This window comes from Pseudomonas sp. DCB_AW (assembly GCF_026240895.1).
Taxonomy (GTDB): domain Bacteria; phylum Pseudomonadota; class Gammaproteobacteria; order Pseudomonadales; family Pseudomonadaceae; genus Aquipseudomonas; species Aquipseudomonas kermanshahensis.
This window is the reverse complement of record NZ_JAPFCE010000003.1, coordinates 115,332-141,151: the sequence shown is the minus strand read 5'-3', so window position 1 is coordinate 141,151 and position 25,820 is coordinate 115,332. Positions and strand designations below refer to the sequence as shown.

Annotated in this window: 20 protein-coding genes; 9 read left to right on the top strand and 11 right to left on the bottom strand. The window is 56.5% G+C overall.

Features of this window, described 5'->3' with window-relative positions:
• Window positions 1-73: 73 nt before the first annotated feature.
• The 4 genes from OO306_RS03885 to OO306_RS03870 all read right to left on the bottom strand — a co-directional run bounded on the left by OO306_RS03885 (window position 74) and on the right by OO306_RS03870 (window position 5,096).
• Entirely contained in the window at window positions 74-1,594 is a 1,521-nt protein-coding gene (locus OO306_RS03885) for an FGGY-family carbohydrate kinase (RefSeq protein ID WP_265967780.1), read from the bottom strand.
• Between the two features lie 30 nt (window positions 1,595-1,624).
• Complete coding sequence (locus OO306_RS03880) at window positions 1,625-1,954, bottom strand: cupin domain-containing protein (protein ID WP_265967779.1); 330 nt, start codon at window positions 1,952-1,954, stop codon at window positions 1,625-1,627.
• 30 nt (window positions 1,955-1,984) lie between these two features.
• A complete protein-coding gene (locus OO306_RS03875) occupies window positions 1,985-2,659 on the bottom strand; it encodes a hypothetical protein (RefSeq protein ID WP_265967778.1) in 675 nt (224 codons plus the stop codon).
• 424 nt (window positions 2,660-3,083) lie between these two features.
• Window positions 3,084-5,096: a sigma-54-dependent Fis family transcriptional regulator gene (locus OO306_RS03870; RefSeq protein WP_265967777.1), complete on the bottom strand. Its 2,013-nt coding sequence runs from the start codon at window positions 5,094-5,096 to the stop codon at window positions 3,084-3,086.
• A gap of 432 nt (window positions 5,097-5,528) precedes the next feature.
• Between OO306_RS03870 and OO306_RS03865 the strand changes: the two genes are divergently transcribed.
• From OO306_RS03865 to OO306_RS03850, 4 genes are all read left to right on the top strand, one after another.
• Entirely contained in the window at window positions 5,529-6,413 is an 885-nt protein-coding gene (locus OO306_RS03865) for a dihydrodipicolinate synthase family protein (protein ID WP_265967776.1), read from the top strand.
• A 73-nt stretch (window positions 6,414-6,486) separates the two neighbouring features.
• A complete protein-coding gene (locus tag OO306_RS03860; protein WP_265967775.1) occupies window positions 6,487-7,815 on the top strand; it encodes an FAD-binding oxidoreductase in 1,329 nt (442 codons plus the stop codon).
• A 154-nt stretch (window positions 7,816-7,969) separates the two neighbouring features.
• Window positions 7,970-9,355 (top strand): MFS transporter, encoded by a 1,386-nt coding sequence (locus tag OO306_RS03855; RefSeq protein WP_265967774.1) that lies wholly within the window; start codon window positions 7,970-7,972, stop codon window positions 9,353-9,355.
• A gap of 73 nt (window positions 9,356-9,428) precedes the next feature.
• Window positions 9,429-10,313, top strand: coding sequence for an aldo/keto reductase (locus OO306_RS03850; protein ID WP_265967773.1), 885 nt, complete (start codon window positions 9,429-9,431; stop codon window positions 10,311-10,313).
• Between the two features lie 3 nt (window positions 10,314-10,316).
• Here the strand turns inward: OO306_RS03850 and OO306_RS03845 are convergent, their stop codons facing one another.
• Complete coding sequence (locus tag OO306_RS03845; RefSeq protein WP_265967772.1) at window positions 10,317-11,324, bottom strand: GlxA family transcriptional regulator; 1,008 nt, start codon at window positions 11,322-11,324, stop codon at window positions 10,317-10,319.
• 140 nt (window positions 11,325-11,464) lie between these two features.
• On the opposite strand from OO306_RS03845, the gene OO306_RS03840 reads away from it, so the two are divergent.
• Window positions 11,465-12,577, top strand: coding sequence for an S-(hydroxymethyl)glutathione dehydrogenase/class III alcohol dehydrogenase (locus OO306_RS03840; RefSeq protein WP_265967771.1), 1,113 nt, complete (start codon window positions 11,465-11,467; stop codon window positions 12,575-12,577).
• Between the two features lie 72 nt (window positions 12,578-12,649).
• A complete protein-coding gene (locus tag OO306_RS03835; RefSeq protein ID WP_265967770.1) occupies window positions 12,650-13,033 on the top strand; it encodes a VOC family protein in 384 nt (127 codons plus the stop codon).
• 177 nt (window positions 13,034-13,210) lie between these two features.
• Here the strand turns inward: OO306_RS03835 and OO306_RS03830 are convergent, their stop codons facing one another.
• The 4 genes from OO306_RS03830 to OO306_RS03815 all read right to left on the bottom strand — a co-directional run bounded on the left by OO306_RS03830 (window position 13,211) and on the right by OO306_RS03815 (window position 17,122).
• The gene (locus OO306_RS03830) at window positions 13,211-14,308 is read right to left on the bottom strand and encodes a glycine betaine/L-proline ABC transporter ATP-binding protein (protein ID WP_265967769.1); all 1,098 of its coding nucleotides are present in this window, start codon (window positions 14,306-14,308) and stop codon (window positions 13,211-13,213) included.
• Window positions 14,301-15,188 (bottom strand): proline/glycine betaine ABC transporter permease, encoded by an 888-nt coding sequence (locus tag OO306_RS03825; protein ID WP_265967768.1) that lies wholly within the window; start codon window positions 15,186-15,188, stop codon window positions 14,301-14,303. Before OO306_RS03825 ends, OO306_RS03830 begins: the two co-directional genes overlap by 8 nt.
• 81 nt (window positions 15,189-15,269) lie before the next feature.
• Complete coding sequence (locus OO306_RS03820) at window positions 15,270-16,265, bottom strand: glycine betaine ABC transporter substrate-binding protein (RefSeq protein ID WP_265967767.1); 996 nt, start codon at window positions 16,263-16,265, stop codon at window positions 15,270-15,272.
• A 224-nt stretch (window positions 16,266-16,489) separates the two neighbouring features.
• A complete protein-coding gene (locus OO306_RS03815) occupies window positions 16,490-17,122 on the bottom strand; it encodes a TetR/AcrR family transcriptional regulator (RefSeq protein WP_265967766.1) in 633 nt (210 codons plus the stop codon).
• A gap of 455 nt (window positions 17,123-17,577) precedes the next feature.
• Between OO306_RS03815 and OO306_RS03810 the strand changes: the two genes are divergently transcribed.
• The 3 genes from OO306_RS03810 to OO306_RS03800 all read left to right on the top strand — a co-directional run bounded on the left by OO306_RS03810 (window position 17,578) and on the right by OO306_RS03800 (window position 22,438).
• On the top strand, window positions 17,578-19,614 hold the full coding sequence (locus tag OO306_RS03810) for an NADH:flavin oxidoreductase (RefSeq protein WP_265967765.1): 2,037 nt from the start codon (window positions 17,578-17,580) through the stop codon (window positions 19,612-19,614).
• Between the two features lie 97 nt (window positions 19,615-19,711).
• A complete protein-coding gene (locus tag OO306_RS03805; RefSeq protein ID WP_265967764.1) occupies window positions 19,712-20,662 on the top strand; it encodes a delta(1)-pyrroline-2-carboxylate reductase family protein in 951 nt (316 codons plus the stop codon).
• Between the two features lie 153 nt (window positions 20,663-20,815).
• Window positions 20,816-22,438 (top strand): choline dehydrogenase, encoded by a 1,623-nt coding sequence (locus OO306_RS03800; protein ID WP_265967763.1) that lies wholly within the window; start codon window positions 20,816-20,818, stop codon window positions 22,436-22,438.
• Between the two features lie 197 nt (window positions 22,439-22,635).
• Here the strand turns inward: OO306_RS03800 and gpmI are convergent, their stop codons facing one another.
• Together gpmI and OO306_RS03790 are read right to left on the bottom strand one after the other, a co-directional pair.
• Window positions 22,636-24,165, bottom strand: a complete 1,530-nt coding sequence (gene gpmI, locus OO306_RS03795) for a 2,3-bisphosphoglycerate-independent phosphoglycerate mutase (RefSeq protein WP_265967762.1) — start codon at window positions 24,163-24,165, stop codon at window positions 22,636-22,638.
• A gap of 13 nt (window positions 24,166-24,178) precedes the next feature.
• On the bottom strand, window positions 24,179-25,801 hold the full coding sequence (locus OO306_RS03790) for an NADP-dependent glyceraldehyde-3-phosphate dehydrogenase (RefSeq protein ID WP_265967761.1): 1,623 nt from the start codon (window positions 25,799-25,801) through the stop codon (window positions 24,179-24,181).
• Window positions 25,802-25,820: the final 19 nt, after the last annotated feature.

Genomic DNA, 25,820 nt, shown 5'->3' with positions numbered 1-25,820 from the left:
AGGCGAAAGACGCCCGTCAGGCTGCTTAAGCCTGACGGGCGCACCTGGTTGCAATGCTAGGATTCGAGAGGTTTCAGGACGCGCGCTTGAAAGAAGGCGAAAGCTCAACCATCAGCAACTTGTACTCACGGAGCATGCCTTCATATAGCGGCAGGTGCTGTGGGTCTGGCTTGTATTCCAAGTCATACTCGGCGAATCGGGAGGCGGTGTCCTGCACCGAGCTCCAGACACCTGCCGAGACGCCGGCGAGAATCGCCGCGCCCAAGCACGCCGCCACATCGGTGGTCTGCATTGTGCGCACTGGCAATCCAGAAGCGTTAGCCTTGATCTGGCACCACGCGCGGCTTTTCGCGCCGCCACTGAGCGAGCGGATCTCATTGACCTCAACACCCAATGCACGGGTGGCTTCGAGCATGCGAAGCAGCACCATCGATACCCCTTCCATGATCCCTCGAGCGAAATGCGCCTTGGAATGCGCCAGGGTGACATTGAGGAATGCCCCCTTTGCCAGGCACTCCGTATCGGGTGGCCCAGAACCTTGCAAGTGCGGCAGGACGCGCAGCCCATCGCTCCCTGGAGGCACACTTTCCACGACACAGTCGATCAAGCCGTAGGCATTCAAACCACAGGTTCGCTCCACATCCATTTCCGATGCACAGAATGCGTCGCGGAACCAACGAATTGCCATGCCGCCGGTAGAATAGGCGTGCACCATGTACATGCCAGGAATACCGCTGGCAAAGCACGGCATCTGACCGGCCGGATCAATGACTGGCGCCTCAGCCATCGCCACGGATGCCAAAGCCGCGCCAGTGCTTTCCGAAAAGATGCCAGGACGTACGTTGCCCACTCCAATTGCGCCGCATGCCTGATCCAGAGCGCCCAGGCAAACCAGCGTTTTAGGCGACAAACCAAACTCGTTGGCTGCGCCTGTAGCAACTTGCCCTACGGGCGCCCCCGGATGACACACTTCAGGCAACTGGCTTTCCCGCACGCCGAGCAAGTCGAGCATTTGCGGCCAGTACTTGCGGGTGTTGATGTCCCAGTACATAGTCGAACAAAGCAGCGAGTCCTCGGATACGAAGCGGCCTGTCAGCAAATAAACGAAGTAGTCTTCAATCAGCACGAAGCGCGCGGTACGTTCGAATACCTCGGGCTCGTTACGTTTGACCCAAAGGATCTTGGAAGCTGGCCATGTCGCCGACATGCCCACCTGCCCGGTCGTTTTGTGTACCAACTCACGACCAAGCTGATCTTCGATCCAGCTGGCTTCGTCAGTGGCACGGTTGTCCATCCAGACGATCGCCGGGCGCAACGGCTCAGCATTCTCGTCCAGGAAGAAGAGCGTCTCACCCTGGGCCGAAATACCCAGCGACACGATCTCCTGCTTGCCAATCCTGGCTTTCGACACAGCATTTGAAACGGCAACCTTGAACGCATTCACATAAGTGCGTGCTTCAAGTTCTACCTTTACAGGTGAGGGAGTGAGCAGCGTGTACTCACAGGTGTGGCTACCCTGCTCCCGCCCATTCTCGTCGAACACCGCAGCCTTGATCGCCGTGGTGCCGATATCGATGCCTAGTACATATTTCATGTGCAAGACCTTATTGGATTTGCGCTGGTATCACAGTTCGCTGGGCGCCAGGCTCCAGGTCACCAGGGCCCGCCCATCACCAATATTGGTGAGCTGATGTGGGACCGCTGGCGGCACCAGCACCGCATCGCCTTCGTGCATTTCGTGATACACATCACCGACCCGCAACAACACATTGCCACGCGAACAAAAGAACACTTCATGGGAGTGCGGATGACCGGGGTCGACCGCACCGGTTTGGCCCGGGCTGAGTTGCGAAGAGCCAAAGGTGATACGTTCAGTCTTGAAATACAGACGGGCAACTTCGTCGCCTTCCATGAACACACGGGTGTCAGATTGTTTTTTGTGTTGACTTTCCATGGTTAGAGCCTCATCAAGAACGGTAGAGAGTTACAGCGAGTGCATGATTTCTACGACACGAGCAAGGTTGTCGCGGAAGTCGCCATCGGCGACAAAGCGCTTGTCAAACAAGGCGCCGCCCATAGTGAACGCGAACGGGTTGATCTCTTTCATGATGGCCAGGCGCTCTTCGCTTTGAATGCTGCCGGCAATGATGACTTCGGTCTTGGCATTCGCCACCAACTCGCTCGCCAACTGCACCGGGTCGCCATCCACGTAGCGATAAGCAACCAGGTCCAGGCCATGAACACCTGCCGCCTCGAGTCGTGCGGCGTCATCGAGGATCGACTGCTGAGAGCCAACGAGCTTGACCGGGCTGCCACCCACATTACCCACGAACGGGTAATAGCGGATTGGCTTATCCTTGAGATACTCGGCAACCGATGGGAAAAACAGGGTACCGGTGAGGTAGTCGAAGCCGTAGTCCACAGCCATTTTTGCGCAAGCCAGGCAGGACTCCTCGTCGAACGTGACGACTTCGAGGAAAGTGGTTTTCCCTGCGCGTTTCATTGCATCGATCAGCTCGCGCATCGCAGCATCAGGGATGCCAACATCTTTGAAGCCCCAGAAAGGAATCGGAAGGTCTTTGCACGCCTCGAAGAGTTCAAGCGCATTGTTCACCGTCAAGTCGTTGTGGGTGAGCATGACGATCAGTTGGGGTTTCATAGTTCTTCTTCCATAGCTGTGGTTGTCGCCAGGTACCGCATGAGCAGTCCCGTATGGGATGTGTCAGGTTTGTACAACACTCCTGAACATCTCCATTGCAGCAGCCGTGCCAAGATAGAACACTGCACATAAGTATCTAAGCTATTGATTTACAAGGATATTTATAAAAAAATGGCCCAGCCAACTGTTTCATAACGAGGCATTTTGAATCCTTAACTGACGAGGCGGCCAGCTGTCGGAGCCGCTTAATGTGTCAATTTGGGACTTAGACCGATCAACCCGCTTCTATTGTGTCTCTATGGCACGCTTTAACCGCTTTCGGGAGATTGTTCACGAATGCCACAGATCTGCGGCCCAAAAAGCAGATTGCCCAGCCATATGGCTGGGCAATCTGCGGGACAAGTACACAGGCTTGAGAAGTTTGCTACACGAGTGCGCCCTCTCCTCGGCGCCGTGCTCGGAAATTTTCGACATCAATGCCGTATTCACGCACTTTGCGATAGAGCGTACTTCGCGACACCCCATGACGCTTCGCAACCGTTGTGAGGTTGCCATCGCACTGCTCGATAGCCTGGAGCAGCCAGCGCTGGAAGTTCTCCTGCATGGATTCGCATGGCGCTGCAGCGAATGAATGCAGCTCATCATCCACCGCACCACTCACAGACGGTGGTAAATGCCGGCGGGTCAGCATGTCGCCATCGCACAAGATCATCGCAGCCTCACAGGCGTGCTCAAGTTCCCGCACATTCCCGCGCCAGACATGCTGCACCATTGCCTCCATCCAACCAGCCGAAATTTTCATCCGACGCTTCTGCAGGCGAGCAAAGCTTTCCACGAAATGCTTGATCAGCAGCTCAGTATCCCCGGCACGCTCGCGCAATGGTGGGATTGTAATTTCAACCGTGTTCAAGCGATACAGTAGGTCCTCGCGAAACATCTTGGTCTTGACCATCTCACGCAGATCGACGTTATTCGCGGAAATGACATTGACGCTGACAGGAATCGGGACTTTCCCACCGATGCGAACGATCTCGTTCTGCTGCAATGCCCGTAGCAGCTTACCTTGGGCTTCGAGCGGCAAACTACCAATCTCGTCGAGAAAGAGCGTGCCATTCTGAGCCAGTTCGAATTTGCCGATCGCACCGTTCTTGTTAGCCCCAGTGAAGGAACCTGAAACGTACCCGAACAGCTCCGCCTCTATCAATTCGCGAGGAATCGAGGCGCATGAAATGGCCACGAAAGGCTGCGCCCGGCGCGGGCCGGCGTTATGGATACCTTGAGCGAATAGCTCCTTGCCAGTGCCACTCTCGCCATTGATAAGGACGCGATTAGCCTTTTTCGCGATCCGCTTGGCCAGTTGCACGCAGCGTTTAAGCTGAGGCGATGCGCCTTTGATGTCATCGAGCGTATAGTAAGCTCGGTTACCCCCCACCTGGGTCAGGCCCTGCATGATTTGTTTGTCGGATGCCAGGAACAAGGCCATACCGGTAAACGCCTGGTTGGCCCCCGACAATGGCTGAACGCGGCACAACCACTTGCCTTCGGCGTTCCCCTTGAGCGCTACGGATACGCTGTGTCGCTTGTTGCCATCAATCAAGTTGGTCAGTTCTTGCAGGCTTGCAGCATCGAAAAAGTCTACGATTGCACGGCCTTCCACATCAGCAAAAACGGAACCGAGGATTTCTTCACCGGCCGCATTGACGTAAGTAATCCGGTGCTGAGCATCCAGAGCGATGATGCCGTCGGGTAGCACACCACAAATGGCATACACCATTGAACTGAGATAGGCCTTCGATTCATATAGTTGCTTGCGCTGCAATTGCGAGCTGATGGTATCGGCAGCAGCGCAGACCATCGATAACGTCTTTTGATTGCGATTGCTTATTGAAGAAGCAAGCGATACGCAGGCTAGAACCTTGCCGCTCTGATCCAGGACAGGGGCTGCATAGCAAAGCGAATTGTGGAAGACCTCGAGATAGTGCTCACTTCCGCACAAGGAAATAGCCTTTTTTTCCTCCAGACACAGCGTGGTCGCGCGAGCACTGAATAGGCCTCGCTCGCAAAATACGCCTGGTTGATTGTAGAAGTTCTCTTGCACGCTGAGGCTTTCCAGGTTCCCTGTGACGTGCAGAATCACGCCTTCTCCGGAGGTCAGCATAACGATGAACGGCGTATCGCTGGTGGAGAACAGAACCATCTCCAGCACCGGTTTGGCGATATCCAGCAATTCGGCATAGCGCTTGAGCATTTCGGACAATTCGTCATCCGGCAAGCAGCGCATATCGAGGGTTTTGTGCGGGTCGATGGCATTGTCCCGGCATGCCTTCCAGGCACGATACACATGACCTGGCAGAGACTGGTGATTGATGTCCTCACCTGCGACGAACTGTTCCCACAACTGGCGGGTATGAACAGTGCGGAAATCACCCAGCATCATGATGCACCTCTTTCGTGTCGACGTTTTAATTGTTTGAGGATCGTCTCACTATGGGACAGCACATACGATTCTAGGCGTGTTTTCGCCCGAGCTCAAAGGCCTTCCTTCCCCTCACGCCGAATCACATAGCGTTCCAATATGAAACAAATGCACGCCCCCCGGCAGCTGGACGTATCAATTTGGCACAATACACCGGATTTTGTCTTTCCTCAACATCCTGCATCAGTCGAAACGATTCAAAATGGCACACTAAATTATTTCACAAGCAGTTGCTCATGCTGAGTAAATTTTCTTATAAATCATATACTTATAGAAAAATAAAATGACTGGAAGGCCGCGCCAAGCTGGCACAGGTTCTGCAGTACAGACACCAGATCACTCAATCGACGATCTAGAACCTGTACTGCCCACCCTAAAAAGGACAAGAAAGACATGAATCCACTTCGCGGCGTCCATACAGTAGTGGCCACTCCGTTCAAGGAAAACGGTGATATCGATTTCGACGGTTTCGGTCGTAACCTGGACTTCTACGCCGAGAAAGGCGGCCAGGGTGTCTGCGTTGCAGGTACCTTGGGCGAATACAGCGCCATGACCATCGATGAGCGCAAGCAACTCTTCGAATTTGCCGCAAAACGCCTGGATGGCCGTTGCTCGTTGATGGCCGGTGCAATCGCTACCACCACTCGCCAAGTCATCGACCTCACTCGCCATGTGGGTGAGCACGGCGGCGCTGGTGTGCTGTTGCTGTCCCACCCAGGCCTGGGCCTGCGTCCAGACGAGCTTCGCACTTATTACCAGGAAGTCGCGGACAACACATCGGTCAGCATCATGCTGTACAACAACCCTGGTAGCAACGGCATTGACATGCCCTTCGAGCTGGTCAAAGAACTCAGCGAGCATCCGAACATCGTGGCGATCAAAGAATCGTCCAACGACGTCAAGCGCATCTCCCGCATCGTGGATGAACTGGAAGGCTCGCTGACCCCGATCTGCGGTTACGAAGACATGTACTTCGAAGCCTTCAGCGCTGGCGCCCGCGGCTGGGTATGCCTGGGTGGTAACTTCGCACCGAAGATGGTCCGTGAGCTGCTCGAGCTGGTCGAGGCTGGCAAGACCGAGGAAGCCCGCGTACTGGCACGCAACTACCGCCCATTGGCTCGCTACTTCGAAAACACCTCGAAGTTCATCCAGGCCACCAAATACGTCATGGATCAGGTTGGCCTGACCGGTGGCTACTGCCGTCGCCCGCGCCTGCCGCTCTCGGCTGCTGAAAAAGCCGATATCGACGCGATCCTGCGCGAAACCAAGCTGTACTGACAGACTGTTGCGGGCGTTGCTTTGCATCGCCCGCAACGACCCCGTGTCTCACAACAAGCAACAAGAGACAGACATGAAAGAAGTTAATCGTTTCCCTGCGCCAGCGGGTGAGTTGGGCTGGTTCCTTACCGCCAATAATCGCCACCATGTTTTCGCCAAGCCTGAGGAAATCGAGAACGACTATGACTATGTCATAGTGGGTGCCGGTTTCGCTGGCATCATGGCTGCGTCCAAGCTCGCAGAGAATAAGCCAGGCGCATCGATCGCGGTGTTCGACGCTGTTCAGGTCGGTATGGGCGACAGCGGTCGCAATGCCGGTTTCATGATCGATGTACCACACGTGACGGTGGGCGACCCAAAGGTCGACGCCGATCATCACAAGTGGCGGTTGCGCCTGAACAAGGTTGTCATCGACCGCATGCGGGCTATCAAACAGGCCAACGACTTGCAAGTCGACTGGGACGAAACGGGTAAGTACCTGGGCGCCCGGGAAAAAAAATGCTTCCCTGCCCTGGACAACCTTGCTCGTTTCCTGGAGGGCATTGGTAGCCCCAGCACCCTCCTTGACCGCGGACAGAGCGCCGCCGCGCTGGGCACGGACTATTACCTCAAGACCTTGTTCACGCCAGGCACGATCCTGATCAACCCGGCGGAAGTGGTGCGCGGCATCGCCACAACCTTGCCGGCCAACGTGCGTATCTATGAACGCACCGCCGTCATAGAAGTGAAAGAAGGTTCGAGTCCAAGTGTGCGATTAGCCAACGGACGCACCGTCAGGGCGAAGAAGATCATCCTGACCGTCAGTGCTTTCGTCAACCATTTTGGCATCAAGGAATCCGGAAGACTCTTCGGCATCAATAGCTTCGGCGCGCTGACCCGTGAGCTCACGACCCAGGAGCTCGAACAGTTTCGTGGTGTAGCCCCGTGGGGATGTACCGCGGCGCACCCGGCAGGCAGCACGGTCCGCTTCACCTCGACCCGGCGGATCTTCATACGCAACGGCTTCACCTTCTCCACGCATCAGTGCACTTCACCGCAACGCGTACATTACGCCCGCAAGCAATTGCGCAAGGCATTCGAAGCACGCTTCCCTCGACTGGCTCATGTCAACTTTGAATATGTCCATGGCGGCATGATCCCGCTGACGCGCAATACGCAATCGCTGTTTGGCAGCGTTGGTCAAAATGTTTTCGCCGGTACCGTCGGAGACGGTTTGGGAATTACCCGCAGCAGCATGCTCGGGTTGTACCTCGCCGACTTGGTATGTGGTGTGGACAGCGGAGAGCTTCGCTATCTGCAAAAGACCAACAAGCCCAGCTGGTGCCCTCCAGAACCCTTCCTGACGACAGGCGCTACAGCCAAGTTGATGTACGAGGAGATGACGGCCGGGGAGGAAATCTAACCCTCTGATTTCCGCTGCGGCGTTGCCTGTTGCCAATCCCGCAGTGCGTACAAGAATAAAAAAAAGACCGACGCGCTGGCCAACACGTCAGCGCAACGCACAGAGCATTCGGACTGCTTGGTCATTCGCGATTTCGATAAAAAAAGGTGTACCCATGTCCAGAACAATTTCAATCGAAGAAGTACCCCTCAACCGCTTTCATCGCTTATTGTCACTCCGCTCCAGCGGCGGCTCGTTCGTCGACGGTTACGTATTGAGCATCATCGGCGTCACCATGCCAGCGCTTTCCCCTGCCCTGGGCTTGAACAGCCTCTGGGAAAGTCTGATCGCAATTTCCGCTCTCATTGGTATCTTTTTTGGTGGCTTTCTCGGCGGCTACCTCACCGACCGTCTTGGGCGACGATTCATCTATTTCATCGGCCCAACTTTGTTCGCTGTGTGCTCTATCTCGCAGTTGTGGGTGGAGTCAGCCCTCACCCTCTTCCTGCTTCGCTTGTTGATCGGTATTGGGGTTGGTATCGAATACCCCGTTGCGACTGCATTCCTCGTCGAATTCCTGCCAAAACGCTATCGTGGCCCCCGCCTCGCAGGGCTCACCATATGCTGGTTCGCTGGCGCGGCCGTGGCCTACATTACCGGTGAAGCGATACTGCAGAGCCAACATCCCGAGGCCTGGCGCATCGCCCTTGCCAGCAGCACCATCATTGCTCTGCTGTTGTTCGTGATCCGCCTGGGTACCCCTGAATCAGCACGCTGGCTCCTGAAAAAGGGCCGCAAGCAGGAAGCCGAAGCCGTTATCAAAAGGATTTTTGGCCCACAATTCGGCCTTCAGAACCTTCCACAAGAGAAATCCGAACTCAAGTTGTCGTTCATTGACCTGTTGCGCTCCGGCTACGGCAAGCGCATGTTCTTCGTCGCCACGTTCTGGACCTGCTCAGTAATTCCGGTGTTCGCGGTCTATGCCTTTGCACCCAAGGTGCTGGACGCCATGCACCTTAGCGGAGACTGGGCAGCGTATGGATCGATTGCCATCACCACCCTTTTTGTAGTGGGTTGCATCATCGCCACTTGGCTGGTGAACCGTATGGGCCGGCGCAGCCTGTTGCTGAACAGCCTGCTGTGGTCCGCTCTGGCACTGCTTCTGCTGGGCTGGTTCCCGGATGCACCTTCAGGCCTGGTACTACTGATGTTCGGCGGCTATGCCGTGCTCGTCGGCGGCGCGCAGGTGCTGCAATTGGTTTATCCGAACGAGATCTTCCCAACGGAGATCCGTGCCGGCGCGGTCGGCTTCGGCACCTCGATGTCGCGTATCGGTGCGATGGTGGGTACCTACCTTGTACCCATGTCACTGACCAGTATCGGTATTGGCCATACCATGTTCGTAGCAGCAGGCATTACCTTCTTCGCGCTCCTGGTGTCTTGGTGGCTGGCTCCTGAGACCAATGGCCTGAGCCTTGACGATGCAGCGTCGCTTAACAATAGCCCACAGGCAGCGCCCTCTGCCGGTCATGCAAGCAACGCTCAACCTCGCCCTTACTGATACGAAAAGCCCCCGCCACAGCGGGGGGCTTCTCCTCGCTATAAACAACGCACTGACGCGGACTCAACAACTCATGACCACTCACCAAACGTTACTGCTCAACGATGGCGAAGCCATCCCTCAGCTCGGGCTTGGCGTGTGGAAGGTGTCCAAGGTCGACGCGCGCTTGGCTGTGAATCATGCACTGCGCCACGGCTACCGACACATCGACACGGCTTCAATCTATGGCAACGAAGAGGGTGTGGGCTTAGGTATGCAGGATGCCGGGCTACCCCGCGAGTCAGTATTCATCACGACCAAGATCTGGAACGCGGACCAAGGCTACGATTCGACGCTCCGGGCGCTGGAAGCAAGCCTGGCCCGCTTGAGGTTATCGACTGTCGACCTGCTCCTGGTACATTGGCCTGCACCTGGCCTTGGCAAATACATCGATACCTGGCGCGCCCTGATCGAAGCCCAAGCGCAAGGCAAGGCGCGCTCGATCGGTGTTTCCAACTTCGATGAAAGCCACCTGCACACAATCATCAATGCCACGGGCGTGAAGCCCGCACTCAATCAGATCGAGCTTCACCCACTGCTCCAGCAGCCCTGCTTACGTTGTGCCCATGCAAAACTGGATATCGCCACTCAAGCATGGAGCCCCTTGAGCCAAGGTCAAACCTTTAACCATCCCATCGTGCTCGGTCTCGCCGAAAAGCATTGGCGCACACCCGCTCAAATCATTCTGCGCTGGCACATTCAGAACGGCGTCATCGCTATACCGAAATCCATCACTCCGGCGCGTATTGAAGAAAACATTCAGGTGTTTGACTTTGCACTGGATGAGCAGGACATGGCCGCCATCGCGAGCATGAACATCGACAAGCGGCTCGGTCCAGATCCATTGCAGTTCACGTTCCCTGCAGGTTGGTCGGAAGTCTGTGAGCTTGCCCAGCGCCGCGCAGGCAACGCTGGTTGATGTTTAGCCTGGCACCTGGCGGTTACCGAGAAACCGCTCACGGTGCTCCTTGGGGCTGATACCCAGAAACTTTCGAAACCCGAGGCGCATTTGGTCGGGTGTGGCGAAACCGCAGCGGAACGCCACGCTTTTCAACGGCAGCTCGCTTTCACTCAGCAGCCGTCTTGCCTTGTCGATCCTTGCACGCTCTACGAACTCCATCGGACTCATACCCACCTCGCGCGTGAAAATCCGCCTGAAATGCCGCAAGCTGACTACCGCCTGCTCAGCCATGCTGGCAACACTGATCTTGTGTTCCAGGTTATCCAGCACCCACTGCTGGACTGCACGCATATCTGAAGATTGTGTCATTTGAGAAGTGAGGTTCGCGCTGAACTGCGATTGCCCACCGGGGCGTTTCAGAAAGATCACCAGATCACGCGCCACCTGTAACGCCAACTCATGGCCATGATCCGCCTCTACAAATGCCAAGGCCAAGTCGACTGAGGCGCTCACGCCGGCCGATGTCCACAACTGCCCTTCCTGAATGAAAATCGAATCGACGTCTACCCGGGTAGTGGGATATTTGCGAGCCAGCGTATCGGCCATGCGCCAATGGGTGGTGGACCGACGATTATGCAACAGCCCTGCGGCGGCCAGGAAAAAGGCACCGGAGCACAGGGCAGCGAAACGATCGACCTTCAGCGCCACTCGGCGCACCCAGTCCACCAGTTCCTGTTGCTCCTGGACAATGCGTTCAATTTCGTGAGCGCCCACTAACAAGACGGAATGGGCTAGATCGGTCTCGCTCAGCCCGTGGGTGGCCTCAAGGCTCATCAACGTGTCGGAAATCACCGGGCCAGGCCGACTGGCGACGATGCGCAGCGCGTAACCCGGTGGCTTGCCCATGGCTTGCAGATGCTTGTTGGCGTAGGTGAACACCGTCATGGGACCAATGGCTTCGAATGACTTGAACTCTGGATACACCACGATATCCACTCGCCGTAACGTCGTTTCATCTTTATTCATCATGTCGCATTACCTCTTGCCAGATTTGGCCCGATTTTGTGCGTGAATGGCCGGAATCGTTGCCACATCTTTGAACAATCCATCACTGCTTTTCCTATCGTGGGTACCTCGTACATAAACACAGCAGGCAGGTACCCGTTTTTATGATCAAGTCTCGTGCGGCAGTCGCTTTTGCCCCCAACCACCCCCTGGAAATCGTAGAAGTCGACGTGCAGCCTCCGCAGAAGGGTGAAGTGCTGGTGCGAATCAAGGCCACCGGCGTTTGCCATACCGATGCCTACACGTTGTCGGGCCAGGACTCGGAAGGTGTGTTTCCCTGCATCCTCGGCCACGAAGGCGGAGGCATTGTCGAAGCAGTCGGCGAAGGTGTGACCTCGCTGGCTGTTGGCGACCACGTCATCCCCCTCTACACCGCCGAATGCGGGCAATGTAAATTCTGTACCTCCGGCAAAACCAACCTCTGCCAGGCCGTGCGCGCTACCCAGGGCAAGGGCCTGATGCCCGACGGCACCAGCCGGTTCAGTTATCAGGGCAAGCCGATCTATCACTACATGGGCTGTTCGACGTTCTCTGAGTACACCGTGCTGCCAGAGATCTCGTTGGCCAAGATCCCCAAGGACGCGCCGTTGGAACAGGTTTGCCTGCTCGGCTGTGGTGTCACCACCGGTATCGGCGCAGTACTCAACACCGCCAAAGTCGAGGCTGGCGCTACGGTGGCCATTTTCGGCCTGGGCGGTATCGGCCTGGCTGCGATCATCGGCGCACGCATGGCCCAGGCTTCGCGCATCATCGCCATCGACATCAACCCGACGAAGTTCGACATCGCTCGAGAGCTCGGCGCTACGGACTTCGTCAACCCGAAAGAACATGACCGTCCCATCCAGGATGTGATCGTCGAGTTGACTGACGGCGGCGTGGATTACTCCTTCGAATGCATCGGCAATGTACAGCTGATGCGCGCCGCCCTGGAGTGCTGCCACAAGGGCTGGGGGGAATCGACCATCATCGGCGTCGCACCAGCAGGCGCTGAAATCAGTACTCGTCCCTTCCAGTTGGTGACCGGCCGTGTGTGGCGCGGCTCGGCCTTCGGTGGCGTGAAAGGGCGCACCGAACTGCCCTCCTATGTCGCCAAGGCTGAGAAAGGCGAAATCCCGCTCGAGAAGTTCATCACCCACACCATGGGTCTGGAGCAAATCAATGAAGCCTTCGAGCTCATGCACGAAGGCAAGAGCATTCGCTCGGTTGTGCACTTCTAGATTCCCAAGTGCCGGAGTGGCCGGCACTTTTTTCCAAGAGCCTCTGGCCATCCACAACGTAAGGAGATACCTATGTCCATCTACACCCATGTGACCGTCGGCACCAACGATCTGGCCAAAGCCCGTAAGTTCTATGACGAAGTGCTGGGCAAACTGGGTTTCAAGCGCATCACAGATCTGGGTGACAACGGTTCCATCTGGGGCATCGACAAACCATCGTTCTTTGTCCTCAAGCCTGCTAACGGCCAACCGGCAAGCGTTGGCAACGGTGTGACCGTCAGCTTCGAGGCCCCGAACCGCGCAGCCATCGACGCCTTCCACGAAGCGGCCATCAAAGCCGGTGGCAAGGACGAAGGTGCAGCGGGCCCACGCAGCTGGACTGATAACGCCTATGCAGCCTACGCCCGTGACCTGGACGGCAACAAACTCGCCGCCTACTGCTTCAACGCTGAGTAACACCCCGCTGCGGCATCGCCCGATGCCGCACACCTCTCGCCCACGCGCCTTGCAACCTCCCCGCACGCAACCGCCCAAGACCTGCTCCTTTTTATCTCTCTCACAATAAAAAAAGCCGGATGGCCACGGCGTTCACCATGGATATCCGGCAAGGTTTCGCAGGCACAACAAGAATCATCAGGAAACAGCTTGAGCCCCTGAATCGGGTGTGGCGCCAGCCAGACCATTCAATGGCTGGTTCTGGAAGCACACCATCGCCTCGACTACACGGCGTAGATTGATCAAACCCAGACGCTCGCCGTTCGCGCCAGTGACGGCAACTTCACCGTCCGGCCACCGGCAAAGCAGCTGCGCGGCCTCTTCCAATGAGGTACCAGACGCAATCGTCGGTCCACTGACCTTATGGCCAAGCTGGAACGGGGTCATCACTGCATCCACTTGGACCACGCGACCTCTGTTGACCTCACGCACAAAGTTCGCGATGTACTCATCCTGCGGCCTAAGAACAATGTCCTGGCTGGAACCCTGCTGGATGATCTCTCCGTCACGCAAAATGGCAATCTGATCGCCAAGACGCAGCGCTTCGTCCAAGTCATGGGTGATGAATACGATGGTTTTCTTGATTTCCTTCTGGATATCCAGCAGCACGCTCTGCATGTCGACTCGAATCAATGGGTCAAGCGCCGAATAGGCCTCGTCCATGAGTAGCACCGGAGCATCGTTGGCCAACGCACGGGCCAAGCCCACACGCTGCTGCATACCGCCGGAGAGCTGGTTGGGATAGCGCTGTTCGAAGCCTTTCAAACCCACTCGCTCAAGCCAACGCATTGCGATGTCGTTGCTCTTGCTGCGCGGCATGCCCTGGATTTCGAGGCCATAAACCGTGTTCTCAAGCACCGTGCGGTGCGGCAACAGTGCGAACTTCTGGAACACCATGGCCGTCTGCTGCCGACGAAACTCGCGCAGCGCTTGCTCGTTCATTTTGACGATGTCTACGCCGTCAACAAGCACTTCGCCAGCAGTGGGATCGATCAAGCGGTTGATGTGTCGGATAAGCGTGGACTTGCCAGATCCGGACAACCCCATGATCACTTGAATACAGCCAGAGGGTATATCCAGGTTGATGTCGCGCAGGCCGAGAACGTGAGCATGCTTATTCAACAGGTCAGTTTTAGACAGCCCAGTCTTCACCGCGTCGATGTAATCCTCGGGGTGTGAACCAAAGATCTTGTAAAGGCCGTTGATCCTGATCCCGGAAAAGCGTTGATCAGCCATGCTGGTTCTCCATGTGCTTCTGGATTCGCTTGCCGTATGCCTGGGTGGCACGGTCGAAGACGATGGCCAATCCAACGATGGCCAGACCGTTGAATATACCGAGGGTGAAGTACTGGTTTGAGATCGCCTTCAGCACGGGTTGCCCAAGCCCTTGTACGCCAATCATCGCGGCAACCACGACCATGGCCAGGGCCATCATGATGGTCTGGTTAACGCCGGTCATAATGGTTGGTAACGCCAACGGCAGCTGAACATTGCGTAGCTTCTGAAAACTTGAAGAACCAAAGGCGTCTGCGGCCTCCAGCACATCCTTGTCGACCAGACGGATGCCGAGATTGGTAAGTCGAATCATCGGTGGGATCGAATAGATGACCACGGCGATCAAGCCTGGCACCTTACCGATTCCCAGCAACATCACCACCGGGATCAGATACACGAAGCTCGGCATCGTCTGCATGATGTCCAGCACCGGGTTGATAATCCGTTGCACCCGGTCAGAGCGTGCCATCCAAATACCGATAGGAATCCCTAACGCTACCGATAGAATTGTGCAGACGAAGATCATCGATGCAGTGCGCATCGTGTCTTCCCACATGTCGAAGTAACCAATGGCCAGCAACGCCACCAACGCGCCAATAACCACCTTGTGGCTACGGCTGGCAAACCACACCAACAACAGGATCACGGCGATGACGATGGGCCAAGGCGTCTGGATCATCAGCCGCTCGGTAAAACTCAGAAAAACTTTCAAGGGGGTGAAAAGATCCTCGATGCCATTACCGTAAGCACGTGTGAAAGATCGAAAGCCCTCGTCGATGGTTTTCTTCAACGTTCGCAAGGACTCGTCGTCCATATGCGGAAACTTATCAAACCAGTCCATTATTCCTCCTGGCACTCGGCCATCGGTTTTTTGTTATTACTGGCAGCAGCAAGTATTTTTTTGTTAGTTATTATTTTTATGTTACAGCGATTGCTTGATGTGCGCGGCAGCTTCCGGAGTGACCCATTGCGTCCACAGCGCTTCGTTATTTTTCAGGAAATACCGTGCCCCCTCTTCACCTGATGCCTGGTTTTCATCCATCCAGGCCATCAGCGCACTGATGGTTTCGGTCGACCATGAGCGTTTATCGAGATAGCCCTTTACATCAGCCTCTGCCTTTTTAGCGAAACGATCAGACACCAGGGTGTAAACGCGGTCACTCGACCAGGCAGTAGGTTTTGGGTCCGGGCAAGTACTGACGGTGATGCAATTATCCCAGTTGTTCTTGTCGAACGGTGCGCCGTGATCGAGCTTGACCATGGCGTACTTGCCGAGCAGGGCTGAAGGCGCCCAGTAGAAGCCCACCCATCCGGCCTTGCGTTCGTAGGCATTGATCAGCGAACCGTCCAGGCCTGCCGCCGAACCGGTATCGACCAGTTTGAAACCAGCCTCTTCGCCTTTGTAGGCTTTGAACAATTGTGCAGTCGCAACAGTGCCGGCCCAGCCCTGAGCCCCATTGAACACGGCGCCCTGCTTGGGGTTTTCAGGATTTGGGAACAGTTCTGGATGCTTGAGCACGTCCTGGATGGTCTTGATGTCTGGATGTGCTTCAGCGAAGTACTTCGGAATCCACCATCCGTTTACACCACCGTTGGAAAGAATAGGCGCAGCCTTGACCAGCTTGCCTTTATCGATTTCTTTTTTCACGACCTCGGGCAACATATCGATCCAGGCTTCCGGGGCAATATCCGGTTGACCTTTTTCAGCCATCGAGACAATGGTGGGGACGGTGTCGCCTACCACGATGTTGGCATCGCAACCATAGCCTTCATTGAGAATGAGCTTGTCGAGTTCGGCGGAGACCTCCGCGCTCTTCCAGTTCATGCTCGCGATGGTGACCTCTCCACAATCCGCGTTGGCGTTTGCCGCACTTGCTGCGATCAACGACACCACAATTGCAGTCATCTTTTTATTCATGTTATTTCCTCATTTTCTCTGGCCAGTTCTGCAAGCGTTATACGCACTTGAAAGTTTCGCCATCCATGGCCAACGGCGTCATACAGCGAGCACCCGGGTGAACAGGTGTAGCTTTTTGGGGCACGCAACCGCCCCTCGCGGCAACGCACGCAAATACGAAAAGGGAGTCGCTCGCATCAAGCGTCGACGGGGGCGACTTTAAACTCAGCGTTGGTTAACTTTTATCAGGCCGTCGCCAGCAAAGCCTGAGAAAAGTTATGTCGCGAGAAGAATCTTTCGAGCTCCCGATCGGTCGGTACCAGATGGGTGAACAACCGAACGTATTCGGCAATCCGCCCCATGCGAACAGCCATGTCTTCATGGGTTTGCATGGTGATATAACCGATCTGAACCAGATAAAGCGCACGTGCGCTGACGTCGGCGTTGATAGGCTCGCGCCCGAAACGTGCGAACATCTGCCGCAGTGCCTCCAGGCGCTGCTCGTCAGCAGCCTGAATTTCGGCCTGAATTGACGGTGAATGCAACGCCCAACTGCGCATTGCGAACTCGAAGCGTGAATCAAATACCTCATCGCTGAACCAACAATCCGAGACATTGAGCATCGCCTCCACCAACGTGTCCGCGTAGGCATTAGCCTGTTTGATGACACTGCCAGTGTTTTTTTCGCGCCAAAGTGCGACCAATCCATCCAGCAGTGCTTCTCTATCGGAGTAGAACCAATAGAAGCTTGTGCGGGAGAGATTGAGCTTCTTGGCCAAAGGCATGATTTTCACACCCTCGACGCCTGATTCGAGAAACGCCTCGTAGGCGGCACCAATCCAGACCTCTGGTGAGCCGCGCCAACCCGTATCGTTCACTACATTCTCCAAAGTTGTGTCATACGAGGCCTCATCGTCACTACCTGCGCACTGATACTCGCTGTTAACCGCCACTGCCGCATGACCTCGCCTGCTCGAGAGTATGCCTGATTGCCTTGGCCTTGACTGCGCCAGCCCACACCCCAAAAGCGCAGCGCTTTCGCTTGGAGTGTTTGTTGTTACAGCCCACGGTTGCGCCTGGGCCCATCGTTTCGCTAGCACGGCCTGACTCCCGACTCATGGCACAAGCTTGGTGCCTGCCTTCGGCACCAGCTCACCCAACGGAGCGCGTGTGAGCTGGCGATCTTTGGTCAATTTCTAACAAACCGTTTCACGCTTCGCAAGAAAAATATACACCACCGAACACTCAGAAGACATACATGAACACCTTATTGACACTGATGTACATTTTTTCCTAATCTGGCTTCACCGTGACACCACTGGACAAAAACAAAATGTCAAACGATCCCTTGCTGCAGCCCTTCCAGCTCAAGCACCTCACTTTGCGCAACCGCATCATCGTTACCTCTCACGAGCCGGCGTACCCGGAAGATGGCATGCCCAAGGAACGCTATCGGGCATACCATGTGGAACGTGCGCGCGGCGGTGTAGCCATGACCATGACTGCAGGTTCAGCATCCGTCTCCAAGGACAGCCCCCCCGTCTTCAACAACCTGCTGGTCTGGAAGGACGAAGTGGTGCCTTGGGTAAAGGACCTGACTGACGCAGTTCACGAAGAAGGCGCCGCAGTCATGATTCAGTTGACTCACCTTGGCCGTCGCACACGTTGGGACAAAGGCTTCTGGCTGCCTGTGGTGTCCCCTTCTCACAAGCGCGAAGCAGCACACCGTGCTTTTCCCAAGAAAATCGAAGAATGGGATATCGAGCGCATCATCAAAGATTACGGTGATGCCGCCGAACGCATGAAGGCGGGTGGCATGGACGGCATCGAGTTGTTTGCTGCCGGCCATCTGATGGACCAGTTCTGGTCTCCGATGACCAACGACCTGGATGGCCCCTACGGCGGCAGCTTGGAAAACCGACTGCGTTTTACCTTTGAAGTGGTCAAGGAAGTACGCAAACGGGTCGGCAACGAATTCATCGTAGGTATGCGCTACAACGCCGACGAGGTCATTGATGGCGGCTTGAGCAAAGAGGAAGGTCTGGCCATCTCGCACATGCTCAAAGACAGCGGCATGTTCGATTACCTCAACGTCAACCGCGGGCATATTGACACTGATGCAGGCTTGACCGACACCATTCCGATTCAGGGGATGGCTAACTCACCTCACCTGGATTTCGCGGGTGAGATTCGTGCGGCAACTCGCTTCCCAGTATTCCATGCATCGAAAATCCCGGATGTAGCCACTGCCCGTCACGCGGTAGCTACCGGCAAGGTCGACCTGGTAGGCATGACCCGTGCGCACCTGGCTGACCCGCACCTGGTGCGCAAGATTCGCGAAAAGCGCGAGGACGATATTCGCCCGTGCGTGGGTGCCAACTATTGCCTCGACCGGATCTACCAGGGTGGCGCTGCATTTTGCATCCACAACGCCGCCTCTGGCCGCGAACTGGAGATGCCGCACGTTATTCCGAAGGCGGTTCGTCAGCGCAAGGTTGTCATTATCGGTGCAGGCCCGGCCGGCCTGGAAGCTGCGCGCGTGAGTGCCGAGCGTGGGCATAACGTGGTTGTGTATGAAGCCGCAAACAACCCGGGCGGGCAAATTCGTCTGACCGCGCAAAGCACGCGTCGCCATGAAATGATCAGCATCATCGATTGGCGCATGGCCCAATGCGAGCAGCTTGGTGTGGTGTTCCATTTCAACCAATGGGCTGAAGCGGACACGATCCTGGCCGAGAACCCTGATGTGGTCATCGTAGCCACTGGCGGCCTACCGCACACCGAGATTCTCATCAGCGGCAATGATCTGGTGACTTCTGCCTGGGAGATCATCTCTGGCGATATCAAGCCTGGCAAGAATGTGCTGATCTTCGATGACGCCGGCGATCACCCCGGCCTGCAAGCGGCCGAGTTCATCGCTAGCACCGGTGCGAACCTGGAAATCATGACGCCAGACCGGTCGTTCTCGCCCGAGATCATGGCGATGAACCTGGTGCCTTACATGCGCACGCTGCAAAAACCTAATGTCACGTTCACCGTGACCTACCGCCTCACTGCAGTCGAGCGTCGGGGCGACAAGCTGGTTGCGCATATCGGTAGCGACTATGGCGGTGTCGATCAAGAGCGTGTCGTTGACCAAGTAATCGTCAACCACGGCACCATTCCTCTGGATGACATTTACTTCGACCTCAAGCCACATTCCAGCAACCTCGGGGAAATGTCCCACGATCAATTGATCGGTGGCATTGCCCAGTCGGTCATCCGCAATCCGGGCGGTAACTTCCAACTGTTCCGAATCGGCGACGCAGTATCGGCGCGCAATACCCATGCGGCCATCTTCGACGGGCTTCGCCTCGCCAAAGACCTTTAACAGGCGCGAGCCGGGCGCTACGCCCGGCTCATTTCCTCGAGATCGACGGTTCAGTCCAACGCACCCGTGCGGGTGCCGAGACAACGGAGTCTTCGGCATGCAAGCTATAGCAGCATCGTCCACTTTCAGTCCCCTTTTGCTCGACCATCGCGCCACGATAGAAGCGCTCCCTTTCGATACGCTGTGCGACGAAATTCGTACATCGGTCATCGAGCTGCGCGACAACAAAATCGACTGCCCTGAACGCCAGATTCTGGCTTATGGCACCAACGGCCAGATGTCGTCATTGCCCTGCACAAGCCATGACCTCGGTGTGCACAAGCTGGTCACCTACCTGCCAGACAACCCCGCGTCTGGGCTGCCCAGCATTCACGGGTTGGTCACTGCATGGGACGTAGTCACCGGCCGCCCCGTGGCGCAACTCGACGGCATCGCGGTCACCGCGCGCCGAACTGCAGCGCTGTCGATGGTGGCAATGCAATTGCTCTCACGTACCCAATCGCCTCTAGTGGCGATCATTGGCACCGGTGCTCAGGCAGCTGGACATCTGCAAGCACTAGAGGCGCTCTACCCCACCGCCACGGTACAAATTAAAGGCCTCACAGCTGAGCTCAGCGAGGCGTTCTGCCAACAGCACCGCGGCAGTCCGCTCTCGGTTCGACCGCTGTACTCGAGTGGTTTCGATGAGATAGACGTGGTCATCACGACTACCACTGCTCGTTCACCGATTTATCACGAACAACCCATGAAGGACCGCCTGTTGATCGGGGTCGGCGCTTTCTTGCCAGAGATGGCTGAGTACGCGCCTGGTGTCGTCAATGGCAGCCAGTTATTCATCGATGAGCCCAACGGAGGGCGACGGGAGGCCGGCGATTACCTGCAAGCAGAAGTTGATTGGTCGAAAATTTGCACCCTTGCCGACGCTATCGAGGGACATATCGACTTTCAACGGCCGCGCATGTTCAAGTGCGTAGGAGGCTCTGCATTCGACTTGGCCGCCGTACGCTGCGCATTGCGTCATTACGACAGGTATCCAAAATCTCCTTGATGCGAGGGTGTTCGTCGCCCATTTTTCACTGATCGGAGAACGCCATGAACTGACTTTGATGGCGAGTTGGAATCCCTGAACCGATCATAAAGGCGCTGCTAGTGGAGTTAGTGCAGCCGCGCTTCATTGGCTGATATCACCTGAGAGGTTCATGTGGAATACGATTACATCGTCATCGGCGCCGGTTCGGCAGGCTGCATCATCGCCTCGCGCCTTTCCGAAGACCCTGAAACCAAGGTGCTGCTGGTCGAGGCGGGTGGGCGCGATCGTTCATTGATCATCGATATGCCGGCCGCCCTTCCCTTCGCCTATTCCAGCAAGAAACTTGGCTGGCAGTACGAATCCGGCCCCGAACCGCACCTGAACGATCGCGTCATCGACGAGAAGCGCGGCAAGGTGCTGGGCGGCAGCTCATCCATCAATGCGATGATCTTCAACCGCGGCAACCCGCTCGACTTCGATGCCTGGGCGGCGCACGGCCTGACGGACTGGAGCTACGCCCACTGCCTGCCTTATTTCAAACGCATGGAAACCTTCGCCGACGGCCCCAATGACTGGCGCGGCGGCGATGGCCCCATGCGCATCAGCCGCTGCAAGGCCGAGCACAAGCTCTACGACACCTTCCTGCGGGGCGGCGAGCAAGCCGGCCTGAGCGTCACCGAAGACCACAACGGCTACCGCCAGGAAGGCCTGCACATTGCCCAGGCGCTGGTCCATGATGGCGTGCGCTGGTCTTCGGCACGCGGCTACCTGCACCCTGCCGAAAAGCGCCCCAACCTCGAGATCATGACCCATGCCCTCGTCCATCGGCTGTTGTTCGACGGCGACAGCACCATTGGTATCAAGGTCGAGCACGCCGGTGTTACCCACGACATCCTGTGCCGCCGCGAAGTAATCTTGTGCGCCGGCGCCTTCAACTCGCCCAAGCTGCTGATGCTGTCCGGCATCGGCGACAGCGACATGCTGCGCCGCCACGGCATCGAGCCGCGCCTGCACCTGCCCGAGGTCGGCAAGAACCTCGAGAACCATCCCGGCATCAACGTGCAGTATTCGGCCAAGCTTGAAGATTCGCTGGTGTCCCAGCTCGGGCCAGTCGGCCAGGCCAAGCTCGGCGCCCAGTGGCTGTTGTTCAAGTCAGGCCTGGGCGCCACCAACTTCTTTGAAGCTGGCGCGTTCCTGCGCACTCGCCCGGACGTCGACTACCCGAACGTGCAGTTCGAGTTCCTGCCGCTGACACGCCAGCTGAAGAATGGCCGGCTCATCGCCATACCGGGCTTCCAGTTCTGGCTCGACCTGTCACGCCCGCAAAGCCGTGGCCAGGTCTCGTTGCGCTCTGCCGACCCTGGCGCAGCACCGCACATCGTGTTCAACCACATGAGCACCCGCCAGGACCGCCAGGACATGATCGATGGCATCCGCCTGGCCCGCGAACTCATTTCGCAGCCGGCCTGGGATGGCATCAGGGGCGAAGAGCTTTCACCTGGTGCTGGTGCGCGCAGCGACGCGGAACTTGAACAGTTCGTGCGCGCCAACACCGGAACCTCGTTCCATCCAGCCGGCACCTGCCGGATGGGGGCCGACGCCAACTCGGTGGTGGATACCGAGGGCCTGGTCCACAACATGCGCCGACTGCGGATCGTCGATGCCTCGATCCTGCCGCACTCGGTCACTGCCAACCTCAGCGCCTCGATCATGATGATGGCGGAAAAGATCGCGGATCGAATCCGAGGCAAGCAACCACTGGCGCCCTCCACCGCCTCGTTCTACAGAGCCTGATGATTCACACCTTACGAAAAAAGGAACCTGCCAATGTATGAAGAAAACCTGCAACTGCTGATCAACGGCCAATGGCGCCGAGGCCCAAGCCACTAAAGTGTTGGTAGTCGCACACGCTGGCCCGGACTACTTCACACAGGTAGCCAGCGTTATCGCAACGGCGAAGACACCACGAGCAAGTAGCTTTTAGTGCATGACTAGGCTTTTGACTGCATCAAGCTTCTGCCAGTCATTTCGCTGGGCGGGGCCAGTCCCATGAGCTCGAGAACAGTGGGTGCGATATCGCAAAGGCGGCCATCCACTAAATCAAAAGCGTTGCATTCGTTACCCACGTAGATCAACGGCACAGGATTCAGAGTATGCGCCGTATGCACTTGACCGCTCAGAGGATCGCTCATCTGTTCGACGTTGCCATGATCAGCAGTAATCAGACAGTGCCCTCCCACCTTAAGGGTTGCCTCTACCACCTGGCGTAAACATTCATCCAACACCTCCACCGCCTTCACTGCAGCATCAAACGAACCCGTATGCCCAACCATGTCACCATTGGCATAGTTGCAGACGACAAGATCATGCTCGCGGCTGAGTATTTCGGCGACCAGGCTACCCGTCAGTTCGTACGCACTCATCTCTGGCTGCAGATCGTAGGACGTGACGAGAGGTGAACGGATCAGAACTCGACGCTCACGATCAAAAGGTTCCTCCCGACCGCCGTTGAAGAAGAATGTGACATGAGCATATTTTTCTGTTTCAGCGATTCGGAGCTGAGTTTTTCCGAGCCCTGCCAAGTACTCACCCAGGCTGTTGCTAATCGGTTCTGGTGGAAATGCGCAAGGACCGTCCAAGTCGTCGGCATACTGAGTCAGTGTCAGCAAACGGTTTTTGGGGATTACCTTAAGCCGTGGAAATGCCTCGAAGATCGGTGAGATCAGAGCCTCGCATAGCTGGCGTGCCCGGTCGGGGCGGAAATTCATGAAGATGATCGCGTCATCCTCACCGATCGGCTCTGCCGATCCGATCCGGGTAGCCTGGACAAACTCGTCGGACTCACCTCGCTCGTACGCCGCGTCGAGGGCGTCGCCGGCGGATTCAGCATGGTGCAGGGCTTCACCTAGGGTAATCAGCCGATAGGCTGACTCCACACGACTCCAGCGCTTGTCTCGATCTAACGCAAAATACCGCCCAATCACTGTCGCGATTCGACCACATTGCTGCTCCGCCAGCGCATGCTCAAGCGCAGCTATCGATTCCCCTGCGCTTTTTGGAGGCGTGTCACGACCGTCCAGAAATGCATGCACGTACAGCCGCTCAATCCCCGCCTTAGCAAAAATCTGGCAACCAGAGATTATCTGATCTATGTGACTGTGAACGCCACCAGGTGAGAGCAACCCCATTACATGTATCGCACCGCCACGGGCTCGCGTCCCACTCAATAGCTGCATAAGGGCCGGGTTGTTCGCAAAGGAACCGTCCTCTACGGCTTTGTTGATACGGGTGAAGTTTTGATACACGATTCGGCCCGCCCCCAGGTTCATGTGCCCAACCTCGGAGTTGCCCATCTGGCCGTCAGGTAAACCAACCGCTAAGCCCGATGTTGCTATCAGACTGTGTGGGTAGCGTTGTAACAAGCTGTCCAAGGTTGGCGTGCGGGCAGCGGCAAAGGCATTAGACTCTACCTCCGCCCGCACACCGATCCCATCAAGGATGATCAGTGTGCAGGTGGTCATCTTAGGTACTCACTCAGAAAATGTAGTCAGTGGTGAGGAAGCTCGATTCACGGTTACCAATGATGTCGCTAACCAGTTCCTTGTTTTGCTCATTGAACTTGGTGGCTACCAGGGTACGGATCGAGAACACGCGCAGGGCGTCATGCACGGAAAGTGTCCCTTCCGCGGAATTCTTGCGACCGTTGAAGGGATAGGAATCCGGGCCACGTTGGCACTGGGTGTTGAGGTTGATACGACCGACTTGGTTAGCGAACACGTCAACCAGGCGACCGACCTGAGCGCGGTTGGTGCCGAAGATACTCAGTTGCTGACCGAAGTCAGAGTTCAAGACATAGTCGATTACAGTCTGCAGATCACGATATGGAACTACCGGTACCAACGGGCCGAACTGCTCTTCCTGGTAGATCCGCATCTCCGTGGAGACCGGGTACAAAACTGCAGGGAGGAAGAATGAGCCGCGAGCATCACCCCCGCCTTCGTTGACGATGCGAGCACCTTTTTCTTGGGCATCAGCGACCAGCGAATTGAGGTAATCAACCTTGCCGGGTTCAGGCAGTGGCGTCAATGCAACGCCTGGTTCCCAAGGCATACCGGGCTTGAGAGAGGCAAGCTGGTGGTTGAACTTCTCGAGAAACTGATCGACCACGTCTTCATGCACGAAGAGAATTTTGAGGGCAGTGCAGCGCTGACCATTGAAGGAAAGAGAACCGGTCACTGCTTCGTTGACCGCGCTATCCAAATCCACTTCCGGAAGAACGATGCCTGGGTTTTTTGCATCCAACCCCAGCGCAGCTCGCAGACGGTGCGGACGCGGGTGCAGCTTTTTGAGAGCACTCGCGCCCTTGTTCGTGCCAATGAAGGCGAAGATGTCGACCTTGCCGCTAGCCATGAGGGCACTCACGGTTTCACGGCCACTGCCGTAAATCACGTTGATAACGCCAGCGGGGAAACTGTCGCGGAAGGCCTCAAGCAGCGGGCGAATCAGGAGCACGCCGAACTTGGCTGGCTTGAAGACCACGGTGTTACCCATGATCAGGGCCGGAATCAGTGTGGTGAAGGTTTCGTTCAGTGGGTAGTTGTAAGGGCCCATGCACAGGGTGACGCCCAGCGGCACACGGCGGATTTGCCCAAGGGTATCCTGCTCCAATTCGAAGCGGCTGGAGCGACGATCCAGATCCTTCAGTGCGTTGATGGTATCGACAATGTAATCACAGGTACGGTCGAACTCTTTCTCGGATTCCTTAAGATTCTTGCCGATCTCCCACATCAGCAGTTTGACCACCGCGGTACGCTGCTCACGCATCCTGGCGAGGAAAGCTTCGACATGGCGAATGCGCTCAGCAACTCGCATAGTAGGCCACTCACCTTGACCGTTGTCATAAGCTTTGACGGCTGCGTCCAAGGCAGTGAGGGCAGCATCAGCATCCATCTCAGGAAAGCTGCCTAGAACGACTTGTTGATCACCTTCTGGGGTGGAAAGGTAAACCGGGCTGGTGACCTTCAGCAGGCTGCCCGACCAATGCTGGAGCTGCCCACCCACAAGGTACTCGCGCTGCTCCACGGGAGCTCCCAGCCGGTAGGCCTCAGGGATATCATTCAAGGAGGGAAAAAGGTTGGCTAAGCGGTGCGTGGTCATCTTGGATTTCTCTTGGAAT

Bases quoted from the DNA above. Each gene is read 5' to 3' on its own strand.
- OO306_RS03870 (WP_265967777.1), bottom strand. From the start codon at position 5,096: ATGATGCTGGGTGATTTCCGCACTGTTCATACCCGCCAGTTGTGGGAA.
- OO306_RS03855 (WP_265967774.1), top strand. From the start codon at position 7,970: ATGTCCAGAACAATTTCAATCGAAGAAGTACCCCTCAACCGCTTTCAT.
- OO306_RS03850 (WP_265967773.1), top strand. From the start codon at position 9,429: ATGACCACTCACCAAACGTTACTGCTCAACGATGGCGAAGCCATCCCT.
- OO306_RS03885 (WP_265967780.1), bottom strand. From the start codon at position 1,594: ATGAAATATGTACTAGGCATCGATATCGGCACCACGGCGATCAAGGCT.
- OO306_RS03865 (WP_265967776.1), top strand. From the start codon at position 5,529: ATGAATCCACTTCGCGGCGTCCATACAGTAGTGGCCACTCCGTTCAAG.
- OO306_RS03875 (WP_265967778.1), bottom strand. From the start codon at position 2,659: ATGAAACCCCAACTGATCGTCATGCTCACCCACAACGACTTGACGGTG.
- OO306_RS03805 (WP_265967764.1), top strand. From the start codon at position 19,712: ATGCAAGCTATAGCAGCATCGTCCACTTTCAGTCCCCTTTTGCTCGAC.
- OO306_RS03790 (WP_265967761.1), bottom strand. From the start codon at position 25,801: ATGACCACGCACCGCTTAGCCAACCTTTTTCCCTCCTTGAATGATATC.
- OO306_RS03840 (WP_265967771.1), top strand. From the start codon at position 11,465: ATGATCAAGTCTCGTGCGGCAGTCGCTTTTGCCCCCAACCACCCCCTG.
- OO306_RS03810 (WP_265967765.1), top strand. From the start codon at position 17,578: ATGTCAAACGATCCCTTGCTGCAGCCCTTCCAGCTCAAGCACCTCACT.
- gpmI (WP_265967762.1), bottom strand. From the start codon at position 24,165: ATGACCACCTGCACACTGATCATCCTTGATGGGATCGGTGTGCGGGCG.
- OO306_RS03860 (WP_265967775.1), top strand. From the start codon at position 6,487: ATGAAAGAAGTTAATCGTTTCCCTGCGCCAGCGGGTGAGTTGGGCTGG.
- OO306_RS03830 (WP_265967769.1), bottom strand. From the start codon at position 14,308: ATGGCTGATCAACGCTTTTCCGGGATCAGGATCAACGGCCTTTACAAG.
- OO306_RS03880 (WP_265967779.1), bottom strand. From the start codon at position 1,954: ATGGAAAGTCAACACAAAAAACAATCTGACACCCGTGTGTTCATGGAA.
- OO306_RS03820 (WP_265967767.1), bottom strand. From the start codon at position 16,265: ATGAATAAAAAGATGACTGCAATTGTGGTGTCGTTGATCGCAGCAAGT.
- OO306_RS03835 (WP_265967770.1), top strand. From the start codon at position 12,650: ATGTCCATCTACACCCATGTGACCGTCGGCACCAACGATCTGGCCAAA.
- OO306_RS03845 (WP_265967772.1), bottom strand. From the start codon at position 11,324: ATGATGAATAAAGATGAAACGACGTTACGGCGAGTGGATATCGTGGTG.
- OO306_RS03825 (WP_265967768.1), bottom strand. From the start codon at position 15,188: ATGGACTGGTTTGATAAGTTTCCGCATATGGACGACGAGTCCTTGCGA.